Here is a 14,623-nt window from a genome sequence, read left to right as displayed (position 1 = left end):
GACCATTAAAAAAAATAAATGTTACAGTATATCTAAAAAAACTAAAATACATAACTATATTGTTATACTGAAAATAACTGGACAAACGTCTTAAATATAGATATAAACGTAATTATGAATGTTTATTTACGACTATTTATTTTTACTTATTTTTACATATATAATTTATAAAAAATGCCATACAAACAATTTGAAGAGTATAATATTGAAGTCACCGAAGGGATTAAAAACCAATATAAAAACATTATTGAAGATTTAGGGGAAGACACGAAACGTGATGGATTACTTAAAACTCCAGAACGTGCAGCAAAAGCAATGCAGTTTTTAACACAAGGTTATAATCAAGAGCCAGAAGATATTCTTAAAAGTGCTATGTTTAAAGAAGATTATAAGGATATGGTAATTGTTAAAGATATAGAATTATACTCTTTATGCGAACACCATTTACTGCCATTTTTCGGAAAAGCACATATAGCTTATATACCTAATGGGCAAATTGTTGGATTAAGTAAGTTACCAAGAATTGTGGATGTTTTTGCTAGGCGATTACAAGTACAAGAACGATTAACACATCAAATATTAGATTGTATTAATGATACTTTAAAACCCGAGGGGGTTGCAGTTGTTATTGAAGCGTCTCACATGTGCATGATGATGCGTGGTGTACAAAAGCAGAATTCTGTAACTACAACATCTGGATTTAGAGGACAATTTGAAAAAATAGAAACTAGAAACGAATTTTTAAAATTGATTAGTTCAAGTCTTTCTTAAACGCTTACACTGTAACATTTTGGTAATAATATATACTAATAAAGTGTCAAATAATCTTGGCACTTTTTTTGTTTACTATAATTACTATGAATTTACAATTTAAAAATAAATACAAACTTTTAGCTTTTAGTATCATTTTAGATGCTATTGGTTTAATACCTTTTATCGATATCGTTTGGGCTCCACTTTCTGGTTATATAATGACAAAGCTATATAAAGGCGAAATAGGAAAATACGCTGGGATAATTACTTTTATAGAAGAAGCGATTCCTGGGTTAGATTTTATACCAACATTTACTATTATGTGGTTTTATACCAATGTGATAAAAAAAACAAAACCAGAAGATACCATTATAGAAGTCGATGCAGAATAGCGAATATTAGAAAACAATTACCATAAAAACAAAAAATCCTTTCCAAATAAATGGAAAGGATTTTTTACTTTAAAGAAATAAAACCTATTGTAAAGTAACAGGAAATACTGCTTGAATATCAGTTTCTCCACCAGCATTCGTAATATCTCCATCACTTACACCAGAAGCATCTTTACTAGGTTCATGACGTAATGTAATAGTAATATTTCCAGAACCTGCTGTTGCAGCCGTAGTTACCGTAAATTCTAACCCAACAGGATTACCATCACCATCAAAATCAAGATAAGCAAAAGTAGCTATGCTATTAGATGCTTGATAAAAAAACTGGTGTTCGTCATCTTCTTCTTCAATTTCCTCATTAATAGATTCTGCAGGAGATTCTGTTTCATTTAATAATTCTAAACTTCCATTGTAAGTAGTGTTCACAGCTATAGGAGAAGAAACCGTAATAACAGGAGCATCTGGACCATCACCATCTAAATCTTGTGATTTTAAAGTAATCGTTGTACCGCCACCAACAGGTGTTAAAGTTGCAGTTAAAGTAGTAATCACTTCTTCTTCGTTTACTGGATCAGGATTGTCATCATCGCTTGAACATGCCGAAAATACTACAGTTGCTAATAATATAAATAATGTGTTTTTTAATGTTTTCATTTTGTGTTTTTTAACTTGTTAATAATTTAATTTTAATTGTAACATGATATTTCTTCCTAGATCATCAGCAAAATATCGTAATCTATTCAGGTTTTCTCTATAATTAGTATTAAAAATATTGGTAATATTAAGACCTATGTTTACATCTGTTTTTTTAGATAGATCTAGTGTAATATTACTTTGTAAATGTAATAAGTGATAGGTTGGTGGAGTAGAACTAATATCTAATTCTACCATTTCTTCAGTTGTTGGAATATAAACTTCAAAATTATTATTTGGATAATCCTTTTGTCTCAACACCAACTCGCTTTGTAATTCGGTATTAAAATGCAACCATTTTTCATTAGAATACCCAATAATATTGACTGTCTTTATAGATGGAATGTCAATTAAGTCTTCGTTTTGACTTAAATCGTTTCCTTTTATATAAGACGATTTGTTTTTATAAAACCACTGCGTGTTAAAATTATAGTTTGCAGTTAAGTCTAATCCATATAAAGCAGCATTGGTTTGATTATAGCTCCATACAGGAAAAGCACCACGATTAGTGTATTCAACTCCAGTTGGCTTTATAAAAATATAGTCGTTTATATGATTGTAAAATGCTTCAAAATTTAATGAAAGTCCTTTGTTTTCATAATGGTAAGTTCCAGAAATTCTATTAGAAGTCTCTTTTTGAATACGTAAGTCTCCTAATTCAATTCTTGCTGCCGAATGGTGTAATCCATCGCTAAATAATTCGGAAGGATTTGGCGCTCTATTGGATAAACCATAATTTAAAATGAAACTATTTTTATCGTTTACTTTATAAGAAACTCCTGCAGAAGCAGAGATATTATGGTATTCAAATTTAGGATTTGTTAATAATTGTGTTCCTAAATCTTCTATAACAATATCATTAAAATCGACATCATAACCACGTTCTTCCCAACGACTAGTTAGATAGTATTTCTTTGCATCAATTTGGTTAAAATCATATCGAATCCCAAAATCCAAATGCACGTCATTATTTATTCTGTAATTCGTAATAATAAAAGCACCTAAGTCATACTTATCATAATCCGGAATTAAACGTCTAACATCTGTACTTGGGTCGGCAAAATTATTTTGATAACCAGCATTAACACCTAAATTATAGGTGAAATTACTTTTAGCATCTAATTTTAGACTTGTTTTTAAAGTGTGTGTTTTTAAGGTTAAATCTACAGCAGGCTTATCATTGTCATCACTATCCCGTCTTACGTCGTACTCATAGCGTTGGTTGTTTTGAAAGTCATACTGTATTTCTAATCTCCCAAAATTTTTAAAACGTTTATAAAAAGAGGTTTTTAAAATTTGATGTGTCACTTCTTGTTTTGGAGCCTCTATATCATAACTAAAATCATTGATTACTAGGGGTTGTGGACTATTAATGGCATTGACAAGGTCTTCAATGTTTCCAATGTGAGATGCTCTTAAAATTGCAATTTCATTATCTAAATAGCTGTAATTTACATTAAAACCTTGTTCAAATGTTTTATAACCTCCATTAATAGAAAATCCTTTAGCATTTAAGCCAGTATTGGTTAAACTATAGTCAGGAGCTTCAAAATCACCAAAACGTTTCATAGAAGCTTGTGCACCTAGATACCATCCTTTTTGATAGGTTTTGGTTAATGAAGTATTAAAACTATAGCCTCTGCCATTGGTATGACCACTAATAATTGTTTTTCCGTAAAGCGAATCATTTAATCTAATTTTAGATGGCTCAATTACAATTACACCACCAATTGCATCTCCTCCATAAGCTAAAGCATTAGCTCCTTTTAAAACAGTAATGCTTCCAGCTGTATTTAAGTCGATATTTGGAGCGTGTTCAATACCCCAATCTTGATCTTGTAACCTAACACCATTTGTCATTACAATAATTCTACTACTATGTAATCCATTGATTACAGGTTTTACTATAGTACTACCTGTGTTAATAGAAGATATACCACTAACTTGTTTTAAAGCATCTCCAAGATTAAGAGAACTATAGCGCTCAATAGTTTCTGTTTTTAAGAGTGTTTCTTGAGAGGTTTTGGTTAATTTGGAGTTTGCACTTCCTTTAACTTCTACTTCATGAAGCTCTTCTATATGATGCTCTAAATTAATGGTTTTAAAAGTTTCTCCTTTAACCTGTATTTCTAATCTCTTGGTTTCACATGCTAGATGTGAGACAACAATAGTAATTTGACCATCGCAAAGGTTAGCTACAGAAAATTTTCCATCAATATCTGTGGTTGTATATTTGTTTAGATTTTCAATAAATATGGTAGCATTTGATATTGCTGTACCATCATGAAAATCATGTATTTCTCCATATAAAGAAGAATTACAGTTTTGACTTTGTGTTATGTTGAATAAAAAACAACACAAAATCATTACATAATATTTCATTGTAAATAAATTTAGTTTAAATAATTACTTTTATTAAACTAAAGAAGGCGGTCCACGAAGAGAAAAAGATAATTGCTGATGATTATTAAGAAAGTAATAAAATGTATTGTTAATTTTAGAGAAGTTTTCTTCAACACTTAATCTAAAATTATTTAAAACGGTATAATATTTTGTATTTAACTTAAACTTGTAAAATTCGCAATCTAGGTCTAGAGCATGAAGGTGTGTTTGACTTAAATTATCTGTACAAACATCGTGTTTATGGTTTTCAAAAACATGTCCTACTTTCACCAAACTTGGTGTAAGTAAAGTTACTATCAAGATTATAGATAGTAATTTAAAGACGCTATGTTCTTGAAAGGGTTTCATGTATTATAAAAATCTACCTAAGCCAAATCGTTTTAGCATTTTCTTTTCAAATTCCCAAAAGAATTTATGTTGTCCAAATAGCCAACCAAATGTTACTAATAGTATTTGATAGAAAATTAGCCCAATAATAATATAAAGAATCCAATAAACAAATATGTTTAGGTTTTCTTTAGTAATTCCTATCCACTTCATTAATGGTCTTCCAACAAATAAGGAAGAAGAACCCGTTATTGCAAAAACAATAAAAATGGTAATCATTTCCCACCTATAGGTTACTTGCCACTTATTTTTTACTTTTTTAAATAGATATAAAAAGAAATGCATTAATGCATAAGCTAAAACTATAGTTAGAACTATTTTAATGCTAGTATGAAAATTTGCAGCTAATCTATTAGAAATTTTAAAAGCAGAGTACAAAATTATTAGTATACCTAGTAAAGGAAAAAGCAATTGCCAATTTTTTTGAATTTCCCAGCGTTGTTTAAATTTTTCCATGCATTTTATTTCCATGCAAAAATACATAACAGAGTTTAATTTCTAGGAATAAAACCTGTTAATTGTTGATTATATTGTAATTGAAAGAATATAAAGTAGTTGTATATTTTATAATTAACCTCATAGCCATAATCGACACCATATTCGTAATTTATTCTCATTTCATATAGATTGGGATCATACTTACTTGGGTTAAGAACACGTGTATTCCATTCATTTACAAATAGAATGTTTTTATTCTCTAAATAACTTTGTGTGTAATAACCTTCTGGTTTAGCTCTACTAACTAGCCAAGTATTAAAACCAGGTTCAATAATTATTACCTCATATTCTAATTCTTTGTTTATTATACTAACCGTATCGTTTTCTATTGCATGTTTTGTTTCTTGTACAACAGGTTTATTTTTAGTTGTATTACAAGCAACTAATAAAGTGCAAATAAATAGTATATAGATTAAAGATTTCATATGAAGTTATTTATATAAAAATACAAAAAATGCCAAACTTTCGTTTGGCATTTAAGTTAAATTAAATGAGGAATAATTATTTCCCTCCAAAAAGACCACCTAATAAACCACCAAGTCCACCAGATTTGTTGGCATTACCAAGAACCATTCCTGCAACGTCATCAATTACGCTACCATCTCCATCAGCATCTAATATTTTTTCAAGGAAACTTTGTTCTTCTTGTGCTCCGCTACCACCTAGTAATCCACCTAATAATCCACTTAAATCTCCTGAAGAGCTAACATTGTTTTGACTTGCTTGCTTTCCTATAACTCCCATTAAAATTGGGGCTGCAACCTTTAAGATATTGGCAACAGAACCAGCATCTAAACCAGATTTTTCACCAAGAATTTTTTCAACTCCTTGTTTTTTATCACCAAGAACATGACCTAAAATCTTATCACCATCATTAGTAACTTCATCATCAACACCACCTCCAAATAAACCACCAAGGTTATCTAGTATGCTTCCATTATGTTTACCACTTAAGGCTCCCATTAAACCTTCGGCACCTTGAGGAGTAGAAGCGTTACGCTCCATAGCTTTCATTAAAACTGGTAAAGCCATAGTTAATACGCTGCTAGTTTTGTTTTGATCTGTTCCAGTTGAACCTGATACACCACTAATGATAGTTTTTCCAAGGTCACTGTTTAATAAGTCTAAAATTCCTGACATTTTTATTTTGTATTTAAATTAATAATAAAATTTATATACCAAAAGGTATACCACTAATTTACACAAAAAAAGCCTTAACGTTTTTGTTAAGGCTTTGTTTTTTTAATTCACATAAAATCAACGATAAAGTGTTTCTTTTATACGTTTAAAAGTATGTTTTTAATTTGTTCTGCTAATTCAGTACCAATTCTATCTTGTGCTTCATTTGTTGCTGCACCAATATGAGGAGTAAGAGAAACTCTTCCGTTCATTAAAACTGGAATGGCTGGAGTTGGTTCGTTTTCAAAAGTATCTAAACCTGCAAAGGCAACTTTTCCTGACTCTAAAGCTTCAATTAGAGCAACTTCATCAATAACACCACCTCTTGCTGCATTAACAATACCAACACCATCTTTCATTAATTCAAATTGTGCTTTACCAATAACATAGTCTTTTTGTGCTGGTACGTGTAAAGAAATAAAATCTGCTTCTTTTAAAACCGTTTCTAAAGGTTGTGTTGCGATATTAAATTTTAATGACTGTCCATCAAAGAAATCAAGAGCAACCTCAGCATTTTCAATAAACATATCTGCAGCTATTACTTTCATACCTACACCTAAAGCTATTTTTGCTACTTCACGACCAATACGCCCAAAGCCAATAATACCAATAGTTTTTCCTCTTAATTCGATTCCTTTAGCATAATTTTTCTTTAATGCTTTAAATTTAGAATCTCCATCTAGTGGCATATTTCTATTCGAGTCATGTAAAAAACGAACACCACCATATAAGTGTGCAAAAACTAATTCGGCAACAGATTGTGAAGATGCAGCTGGAGTATTAATTACGTTTAAACCTTTGCTACGTGCATAATCTACATCGATGTTGTCCATACCAACACCACCACGACCAATAATTTTTAAGCTTGGGCAAGCATCAATTAAATCTTGACGTACTGTTGTTGCACTTCTAACTAGTAATGTGCTAATATCATTTGTATTAATGTAGTTTATTAGTTGTTCTTGTGCTACTGTAGTAGTTGAAACTTCAAAACCTGCTTCTTCTAAAGCTTTTACTCCGCTTTGAGAAATTCCGTCATTTGCTAATACTTTCATGTTTTATATATTATATGAAAGTGGAAAACAAAACGTTTTTACACGATTACCATTTCCACTTTAAATTAAAATTTATTTTATGCTTTTGTTTCTAGTTCGCTCATTACTTCTACTAATGCCTTTACACTATCTAAAGGTAATGCATTGTACATAGATGCTCTATAACCGCCAATACTTCTGTGACCATTTAAACCACTAATACCTGCTTCTTTAAGCATGGTTTCGAAGGTTTCTTTTAAGTCTTCGTTAGCAAGTGTAAAGGTTGCATTCATGTTAGAACGATCTTCTTTGTTTGCATATCCTTTAAATAATGGATTTAGATCTATTTCCGAATACATTACACGAGCTTTCATTTCGTTTACTTCTTCTATAGCTTTAATTCCGCCAAGGTTTTTTAACCATTCTAAGGTTAACATAGATGTGTAAACAGCAAATACAGGAGGTGTATTAAACATACTGCTTTTGCTAATATGCACTTTATAATCCATCATCGATGGTATTTTTCGAGATACATTTCCTAAAACATCTTCTTTAACAATCACTAAAGTCGTTCCAGCTGGTCCCATATTCTTTTGCGCTCCAGCATAAATTAAATCAAACTTTGAATAATCTAAAGTTCTTGAAAAAATATCACTACTCATATCACAAACAAGTGGAATAGGAGAGTTAGGAATTGTTTTCATTTGTGTACCAAAAATGGTATTATTAGATGTGATATGTAAGTAATCATGATCACTAGGAATATCAAATCCTTTAGGAATATAATTATAACCAGCATCTTTAGAAGATGCTACTTCTAGAATATCATCATATATCTTAGCTTCTTTTACAGCTTTATCACTCCAGGTTCCAGTATTTAAATATGCAGCTCTTTTTTCTAAAAGGTTAAGTGCAACCATTAAAAACTGCGTGCTAGCTCCACCTTGTAAAAATAAAGCTTTATAACCTTTACCTTCTAAACCAAGAAGCTCTAAAGCTAATGATCTTGCTTTCTCCATAACATCTACAAAAGATTTACTTCTGTGTGATATTTCTAATAAGGATAATCCATCATTGTTAAAATCCATTATAGCTTCTGAAGCTTTTAATAATACTTCTTGTGGAAGAATACTAGGTCCTGCACTAAAATTATGTTTTTTCATTGAAAAATTTATTTTTCATTTCCGAAAACCGGAAATTTTTATTTTTAAACAGTTACAAAGGTGCTAATTTTTGAAGGGAATTATGTTATTAAAATGATAATTATTCACTAAATTTTTAATAAAAATGCAATTGTGTCTTCACCATCTGCATAATCAAAAAGTTCAGGTTGCTGGGTTTTACCAAATACTATTTCGTTTTCGTTAAAACCATTAGATACAATACATTGAATGTTGTCTGTGTTAGCATCAATATATGTTTTAAGCGCTTCTGGACTATTATAATATTCATAAAAAACAGTAGCTATTGGTGATGCAAAACTTAGATCTTCTTTAATCATTAAAAAACCGTTTTCTAGCATTTCAAATTCGCTCATTAAATATACTGCTTTATTATAGTCGTAGTTATTGGCGTATTTACTTTCGTTTATTATTGGACTCCAGTGATACATTGCTTTAAAAAAACTATCAAAATTATAGGCTCTTGGTACAAAAAGCTTAGATACATTTCTACATCCTAAACCATAGTATCTAAAAATATCTTCCGATAGGGCTTTAAGTTCTTCTTCTGTTTCGTTTCCTGATAAAATGGCAACAGAATTTCTATTTTTTCTAATGATTGAAGGTTTTCCTTTAAAATAATATTCAAAATAACGTGCAGTATTATCACTTCCTGTAGCTATTACTGCATCAAAATCTTGAAGCTTCTCTTCTGTAAAAGTTATTTTTCCTTTAAAACCTGGTTCTACATGTTCTATGTATTTTGCTAAAAAGGGTAGAAGGTGTTTGTCATTACTAGACTGCTTAACTAAAACTTCATGTCCCGAAATTAAAACAGATAAAAAATCATGAAAACCAACAAGCGGGATGTTTCCTGCCATGATTATCGCTACTTTTTGTGTGTTTACTGCTTTAAGATCATAGACTCCTAACCAGCTTTTTATGTTTTGGGTTGTTAAAGATCTAGACCAATTATTAAAAGTAAAAATGAGGTTCTTTTTAGTAAACCAGCCATTATGTTCTTGTGCTAGTTTTATTTGATGTTTGAATCCTTCGTAGAATAATTCATTATGCGTAATATTTTCTTTTTTCTGAAAGTTTTCAGAAGTAAATTGGCTTAAAAAGGCTCCTAATTTTGCAAAAGCGGTAATTCTTTGGTCTAAATTCATCTTGTATTTGGTTATGAATACTTTTGGCGTTATTTTTGCGCAAAGTTAGAAAAATGAAATGAACGAATTTTTTTTAATTCTATTTTTTTAAAAGGAATAAAATGGATTCAATAAAAATTTCAATTTTGTACAATTGGAATCTTTTTTTAACACTATAAAATTTAATAGAAATATTACGCTATGGCAATAATAATAACAGACGAATGTATTAATTGTGGTGCTTGTGAACCAGAATGCCCAAATACAGCAATTTATGAAGGTGCTGACGATTGGAGATACAAAGACGGAACAAGTTTAGATGGTAAATTGGTTTTACCAAATGGAAAATCGGTAGATGCAGATGAAGCACAAGAACCTATAAGTGACGAAATATACTATATTGTACCAGATAAATGTACAGAATGTAAAGGTTTTCATGAAGAACCACAATGTGCTGCTGTATGTCCAGTAGATTGTTGTGTACCAGATGATGATCATGTAGAAACTGAAGAAGTACTTTTAGGAAAGCAAAAATTTATGCATCCAGAAGATTAAATATTTAATATATATTTAATAAAAAAACCGAGCAATTGCTCGGTTTTTTTATGTTTAAAAAAGTATATAATTAACTATATTTGCAATCGCTAATAAAAAATAGTTTCCTTAAAGGTACATGCCTTTAGTAGGAAAAAGAAGTTTAATTTAAAGGTTTCCGCAAATGCGGAAAAACACATATGAAAGCAGGAATTGTAGGATTACCAAACGTAGGAAAGTCAACTTTATTTAATTGTTTATCTAATGCTAAAGCGCAAAGTGCAAACTTTCCGTTTTGTACTATTGAACCAAATATTGGAGTAGTAAATGTGCCGGATCCAAGATTAGAAAAGTTAGAGGAATTGGTAAAGCCTGAACGTGTTTTACCAGCAACTGTAGAGATTGTAGATATTGCAGGTTTGGTTAAAGGAGCAAGTAAAGGAGAAGGTTTAGGGAATCAATTTCTTGCAAATATTAGAGAAACCGACGCTATTTTACATGTTTTACGTTGTTTTGATAATGATAACATTGTGCATGTTGATGGTAATGTAGATCCTATTAGAGATAAGGAAACTATAGATATGGAATTACAGTTAAAAGATTTAGAAACTGTAGATAAAAAATTAGAAAAAGTAAAAAGAGCCGCTAAAACTGGGAATAAAGAAGCCCAAAAAGAAGAAGCTATTTTATTAAAGATAAAAGAAAACTTAGAAGCAGGAATTTCGGTTAGAGCTTTAGAGTTTAGTGAAGAAGATTATCTAGAGTTTGTTAAGCCTAGTCAATTAATTACAGACAAACCAGTAATGTATGTTTGCAACGTAGACGAAGGAGCGGCAGTTTCTGGAAATGATTATGTAGAGAAGGTTAGAGAGGCTGTAAAAGATGAAAATGCAGAAGTATTAGTGCTTGCAGTTGGTACAGAAGCAGATATAAATGAATTGGATGATTATGAAGAAAGACAAATGTTTCTTCAAGATATTGGATTAGAAGAACCTGGAGCAGCAAAATTAATTCGTTCGGCTTATAAGTTATTAAATCAGCAAACCTACTTTACAGCAGGAGTAAAAGAAGTTAGAGCTTGGACAGTTAATGTAGGGGCAACTGGACCACAAGCAGCAGGAGTTATACATACCGATTTTGAAAAAGGTTTTATTAGAGCAGAGGTAATAGCTTACGATGATTATGTTGCTTTTGGTAGTGAAGCTAAAGTAAAAGAAGCTGGTAAGATGCGAGTAGAAGGTAAAAATTATATAGTTAAAGATGGCGATGTAATGCACTTCTTATTTAACGTGTAAAAGGTTAAAGAAAATAGAGTAGAGAATACAACAAAAAACGAGATGAATTTTCATCTCGTTTTTTGTTTTGTAAAATTTTATATGCGTTTTATGGTGTTTTAAAATCACATACTCTAAAGCTGTTACTCCTTAGAAATAAGTTCTTAAGATATAGAAAACAAGAATATTAATCGTTTGACTATCGTAAAGAAGCCTCATAAATATCTTTGTCTAAAATTTAAGTATTTACTTTTATCTTATGAAAGATAGAAAAAAACTTACATATGGTATTTTAATAGGTGTTTTAGGTATTGTTATGTTTTCTTCTAAAGCAGTCATGGTAAAACTAATGTATCAATATAAGATAGATGCTATTAGTGCATTATTTTTAAGGATGTTATTTTCTTTTCCATTTTATATCGCTATAGCCTATTTTTATAGCAGTAAAAAAACAGACATACCCAATCTACAAAAAGATTACTTATGGCTTATATTTTTTGGTGTTGTAGGGTATTATTTAGCTAGTAATTTCGATTTTATCGGACTAACATATATTAAAGCTAGTTTAGAGCGAATCATTTTATTTGTATATCCAACAATCGTCTTATTATTTAATAAGTTTTTCTTAAAAAAACCAATTTTAAAGAAACAAAAACTAGCAATTTTTATTACTTATATTGGTATTATAATAACTTTTGGAAGCGAAGTTAGTTTGCATGGTAACAATGTCTATTTAGGAGGTTTATTTGTCTTTTTAAGTGCTCTAACTTATGCATCCTATTTAGTTGGTAGTGGTTGGTTAATACCTAAGTTTGGAGTAATACGTTTTACAGCATATGCCATGATAGTATCTTGTATTTGTGTTTTTATTCATTTTGGAATAACATTAAATAAGGAAATTTTAAATTATCCATGGCAAGTTTATGCTTTAGGTTTTTGTGTTGCTTTTTTTGCTACAGTAATACCCTCTTTTTTAGTTTCAAAATCTATACAATTAATAAACTCTTCTAACTTTGCAGTAGTTGCTGCAATAGGACCTATTTCAACAATTATTCTTGCAGTTATTTTTTTAAATGAAAAACTTACATATTTACAAATACTAGGAACAGTAGTCGTTATTTTAGGAGTATTATTGGTTTCAAAAAGCAAGAAGAAATAACACGTTATAACTCAACGATCTATTTAATTAATGTTCTCAACAACATTACTATTTTATTGTTAATTACTTTGTGCCTTGGGTATTTCATTTTTTAATGCGAAATACTATATTAGCAACTTATCATACTTTTTCACTCAATTATGTCTCAAGAAACCAATTATACCGAAGATAATATACGCTCATTAGACTGGAAAGAACATATACGTATGCGTCCAGGAATGTATATTGGGAAACTTGGTGATGGCTCTTCACCAGACGATGGTATCTATATTCTTTTAAAAGAAGTATTAGACAACTCTATCGATGAGTATGTTATGGGAGCAGGAAAAACCATTGAGATTTCTATTCAAGGAAGTAAAGTAATTGTTCGTGATTATGGTCGTGGTATACCTTTAGGTAAAGTGGTAGATGTAGTATCTAAAATGAATACAGGAGGAAAGTATGACTCGAAAGCCTTCAAAAAATCGGTAGGTTTAAATGGTGTTGGTACCAAAGCAGTAAACGCCTTATCTTCATTTTTTAGAGTAGAATCTACTCGAGATAGTAAAAGCGCTTCCGCAGAATTTGCGCAAGGTAACCTTACCAATCAAGAATTATTAGAGGATACTTCCAGACGAAAGGGAACCAAAGTGTCTTTCGTACCAGACGAAATTATCTTCAAAAACTATAAGTATAGAAGCGAGTATGTAGAAAAAATGCTTAAGTATTATGTGTATTTAAATCCAGGATTAACAATTGTTTTTAATGGCGAAAAATTCTACAGCGAAAATGGTTTAAAAGATTTATTATCCGAAAACATAAATGAAACCGACCGTACATACCCAATTATTCATTTACGAGGAGACGATATTGAAATAGCACTAACACACAGTAAAACACAATATAGTGAACAATATCATTCTTTTGTAAACGGACAAAATACCACACAAGGAGGAACGCATCTAGCTGCATTTAGAGAAGCATTGGTACGAACCATAAGAGAGTATTTTGGTAAAAACTATGAAGCTTCAGATATACGTAAATCTGTAGTTTGTGCTATTGCTATAAAAGTAATGGAACCAGTTTTTGAAAGTCAGACAAAAACCAAATTAGGCTCTACAGATATGGGAGGCGAATTACCAACGGTAAGAACCTATATTAACGATTTTCTAAAAAAATATCTAGACAACTTTCTGCATAAAAACACCGATGTAGCGGAAAGTATTCAACGTAAAATATTACAAGCAGAACGTGAACGTAAAGAGCTTTCTGGAATTCGAAAACTAGCAAAAGATAGAGCAAAAAAAGCCAATCTTCATAATAAAAAACTACGCGATTGTCGTGTGCATTTTGGAGATACTAAAAACGAAAGAAACCTTGAGACAACCTTGTTTATCACAGAGGGAGATTCTGCATCTGGTAGTATAACAAAATCCCGTGATGTTAATACACAAGCTGTATTTAGTTTAAAAGGAAAACCGTTAAACTGCTATGGATTAAGTAAAAAAATAGTTTATGAAAACGAAGAATTCAACTTGCTTCAAGCAGCTTTAAATATTGAAGAAAGCATAGAAGATTTGCGATATAATAATATTGTAATTGCAACAGATGCCGATGTTGATGGTATGCATATTCGTTTATTATTAATAACCTTTTTTCTGCAGTTTTTCCCAGAAATAATAAAAGAAGGGCATTTGTATATTCTACAAACACCTTTGTTTAGAGTACGTAATAAAAAGGAAACAATTTATTGTTACTCCGAAGACGAAAGGCGAAGTGCAATAGACAAATTAAAACCAAAACCAGAAATCACTCGATTTAAAGGTCTTGGTGAAATATCTCCAGATGAGTTTGTACATTTTATTGGTGAAGATATTCGTTTAGACCCTGTAATGCTAGATAAAGATATGTCTATTGAAGAATTACTAAATTTTTACATGGGGAAAAACACGCCTACAAGACAAGAGTTTATTATTAATAATTTAAAAGTGGAGTTAGATATAATAGAAGAAGAAAAATAAATAAATTAT

15 protein-coding genes are annotated in these 14,623 nt (G+C 30.5%); 6 read left to right on the top strand and 9 right to left on the bottom strand.

Annotated elements, in window-relative coordinates; genetic code table 11:
* Positions 1-174: 174 nt before the first annotated feature.
* Both folE and ACVC3Y_RS11415 read left to right on the top strand, forming a co-directional pair.
* Positions 175-771, top strand: a complete 597-nt coding sequence (gene folE / locus ACVC3Y_RS11420) for a GTP cyclohydrolase I FolE (protein WP_303423665.1) — start codon at positions 175-177, stop codon at positions 769-771.
* Between the two features lie 86 nt (positions 772-857).
* A complete protein-coding gene (locus ACVC3Y_RS11415) occupies positions 858-1,145 on the top strand; it encodes a hypothetical protein (protein ID WP_303423663.1) in 288 nt (95 codons plus the stop codon).
* An 84-nt stretch (positions 1,146-1,229) separates the two neighbouring features.
* Here the strand turns inward: ACVC3Y_RS11415 and ACVC3Y_RS11410 are convergent, their stop codons facing one another.
* The 9 genes from ACVC3Y_RS11410 to ACVC3Y_RS11370 all read right to left on the bottom strand — a co-directional run bounded on the left by ACVC3Y_RS11410 (position 1,230) and on the right by ACVC3Y_RS11370 (position 9,668).
* Positions 1,230-1,799, bottom strand: a complete 570-nt coding sequence (locus ACVC3Y_RS11410) for a type 1 periplasmic binding fold superfamily protein (protein ID WP_452226960.1) — start codon at positions 1,797-1,799, stop codon at positions 1,230-1,232.
* 18 nt (positions 1,800-1,817) lie between these two features.
* Positions 1,818-4,220 (bottom strand): TonB-dependent receptor, encoded by a 2,403-nt coding sequence (locus ACVC3Y_RS11405; RefSeq protein ID WP_452226959.1) that lies wholly within the window; start codon positions 4,218-4,220, stop codon positions 1,818-1,820.
* A 33-nt stretch (positions 4,221-4,253) separates the two neighbouring features.
* Positions 4,254-4,589 (bottom strand): hypothetical protein, encoded by a 336-nt coding sequence (locus ACVC3Y_RS11400; RefSeq protein WP_303423657.1) that lies wholly within the window; start codon positions 4,587-4,589, stop codon positions 4,254-4,256.
* Between the two features lie 3 nt (positions 4,590-4,592).
* Positions 4,593-5,084: a DUF6787 family protein gene (locus tag ACVC3Y_RS11395; RefSeq protein ID WP_303423655.1), complete on the bottom strand. Its 492-nt coding sequence runs from the start codon at positions 5,082-5,084 to the stop codon at positions 4,593-4,595.
* Between the two features lie 35 nt (positions 5,085-5,119).
* Positions 5,120-5,551: a DUF6146 family protein gene (locus tag ACVC3Y_RS11390; protein WP_303423653.1), complete on the bottom strand. Its 432-nt coding sequence runs from the start codon at positions 5,549-5,551 to the stop codon at positions 5,120-5,122.
* A 76-nt stretch (positions 5,552-5,627) separates the two neighbouring features.
* A complete protein-coding gene (locus tag ACVC3Y_RS11385; RefSeq protein ID WP_303423651.1) occupies positions 5,628-6,266 on the bottom strand; it encodes a DUF937 domain-containing protein in 639 nt (212 codons plus the stop codon).
* A gap of 137 nt (positions 6,267-6,403) precedes the next feature.
* The gene (locus tag ACVC3Y_RS11380) at positions 6,404-7,360 is read right to left on the bottom strand and encodes a D-2-hydroxyacid dehydrogenase (RefSeq protein ID WP_452226958.1); all 957 of its coding nucleotides are present in this window, start codon (positions 7,358-7,360) and stop codon (positions 6,404-6,406) included.
* 77 nt (positions 7,361-7,437) lie between these two features.
* Positions 7,438-8,502, bottom strand: coding sequence for a 3-phosphoserine/phosphohydroxythreonine transaminase (gene serC / locus ACVC3Y_RS11375; protein WP_303423647.1), 1,065 nt, complete (start codon positions 8,500-8,502; stop codon positions 7,438-7,440).
* Positions 8,503-8,609: 107 nt separating this feature from the next.
* On the bottom strand, positions 8,610-9,668 hold the full coding sequence (locus tag ACVC3Y_RS11370; protein WP_452226957.1) for an acyl-CoA reductase: 1,059 nt from the start codon (positions 9,666-9,668) through the stop codon (positions 8,610-8,612).
* Positions 9,669-9,848: 180 nt separating this feature from the next.
* On the opposite strand from ACVC3Y_RS11370, the gene ACVC3Y_RS11365 reads away from it, so the two are divergent.
* The 4 genes from ACVC3Y_RS11365 (at position 9,849) to ACVC3Y_RS11350 (ending at position 14,614) form a co-directional block, all read left to right on the top strand.
* The gene (locus ACVC3Y_RS11365; protein WP_303423643.1) at positions 9,849-10,202 is read left to right on the top strand and encodes a 4Fe-4S dicluster domain-containing protein; all 354 of its coding nucleotides are present in this window, start codon (positions 9,849-9,851) and stop codon (positions 10,200-10,202) included.
* A 179-nt stretch (positions 10,203-10,381) separates the two neighbouring features.
* Positions 10,382-11,476: a redox-regulated ATPase YchF gene (gene ychF, locus ACVC3Y_RS11360; RefSeq protein ID WP_303423641.1), complete on the top strand. Its 1,095-nt coding sequence runs from the start codon at positions 10,382-10,384 to the stop codon at positions 11,474-11,476.
* Positions 11,477-11,714: 238 nt separating this feature from the next.
* Complete coding sequence (locus tag ACVC3Y_RS11355) at positions 11,715-12,614, top strand: DMT family transporter (protein WP_452226956.1); 900 nt, start codon at positions 11,715-11,717, stop codon at positions 12,612-12,614.
* 140 nt (positions 12,615-12,754) lie between these two features.
* Entirely contained in the window at positions 12,755-14,614 is a 1,860-nt protein-coding gene (locus ACVC3Y_RS11350; RefSeq protein WP_303423637.1) for a DNA topoisomerase IV subunit B, read from the top strand.
* Positions 14,615-14,623: the final 9 nt, after the last annotated feature.

The organism is Lacinutrix cladophorae, from assembly GCF_053604645.1.
The sequence above is the reverse complement of the archived record's forward strand: the minus strand, read 5'-3'. Positions and strand labels throughout refer to the sequence as shown.

Bases quoted from the DNA above. Each gene is read 5' to 3' on its own strand.
- folE (WP_303423665.1), top strand. From the start codon at position 175: ATGCCATACAAACAATTTGAAGAGTATAATATTGAAGTCACCGAAGGG.
- ACVC3Y_RS11415 (WP_303423663.1), top strand. From the start codon at position 858: ATGAATTTACAATTTAAAAATAAATACAAACTTTTAGCTTTTAGTATC.
- ACVC3Y_RS11410 (WP_452226960.1), bottom strand. From the start codon at position 1,799: ATGAAAACATTAAAAAACACATTATTTATATTATTAGCAACTGTAGTA.
- ACVC3Y_RS11405 (WP_452226959.1), bottom strand. From the start codon at position 4,220: ATGAAATATTATGTAATGATTTTGTGTTGTTTTTTATTCAACATAACA.
- ACVC3Y_RS11400 (WP_303423657.1), bottom strand. From the start codon at position 4,589: ATGAAACCCTTTCAAGAACATAGCGTCTTTAAATTACTATCTATAATC.
- ACVC3Y_RS11395 (WP_303423655.1), bottom strand. From the start codon at position 5,084: ATGGAAAAATTTAAACAACGCTGGGAAATTCAAAAAAATTGGCAATTG.
- ACVC3Y_RS11390 (WP_303423653.1), bottom strand. From the start codon at position 5,551: ATGAAATCTTTAATCTATATACTATTTATTTGCACTTTATTAGTTGCT.
- ACVC3Y_RS11385 (WP_303423651.1), bottom strand. From the start codon at position 6,266: ATGTCAGGAATTTTAGACTTATTAAACAGTGACCTTGGAAAAACTATC.
- ACVC3Y_RS11380 (WP_452226958.1), bottom strand. From the start codon at position 7,360: ATGAAAGTATTAGCAAATGACGGAATTTCTCAAAGCGGAGTAAAAGCT.
- serC (WP_303423647.1), bottom strand. From the start codon at position 8,502: ATGAAAAAACATAATTTTAGTGCAGGACCTAGTATTCTTCCACAAGAA.
- ACVC3Y_RS11370 (WP_452226957.1), bottom strand. From the start codon at position 9,668: ATGAATTTAGACCAAAGAATTACCGCTTTTGCAAAATTAGGAGCCTTT.
- ACVC3Y_RS11365 (WP_303423643.1), top strand. From the start codon at position 9,849: ATGGCAATAATAATAACAGACGAATGTATTAATTGTGGTGCTTGTGAA.
- ychF (WP_303423641.1), top strand. From the start codon at position 10,382: ATGAAAGCAGGAATTGTAGGATTACCAAACGTAGGAAAGTCAACTTTA.
- ACVC3Y_RS11355 (WP_452226956.1), top strand. From the start codon at position 11,715: ATGAAAGATAGAAAAAAACTTACATATGGTATTTTAATAGGTGTTTTA.
- ACVC3Y_RS11350 (WP_303423637.1), top strand. From the start codon at position 12,755: ATGTCTCAAGAAACCAATTATACCGAAGATAATATACGCTCATTAGAC.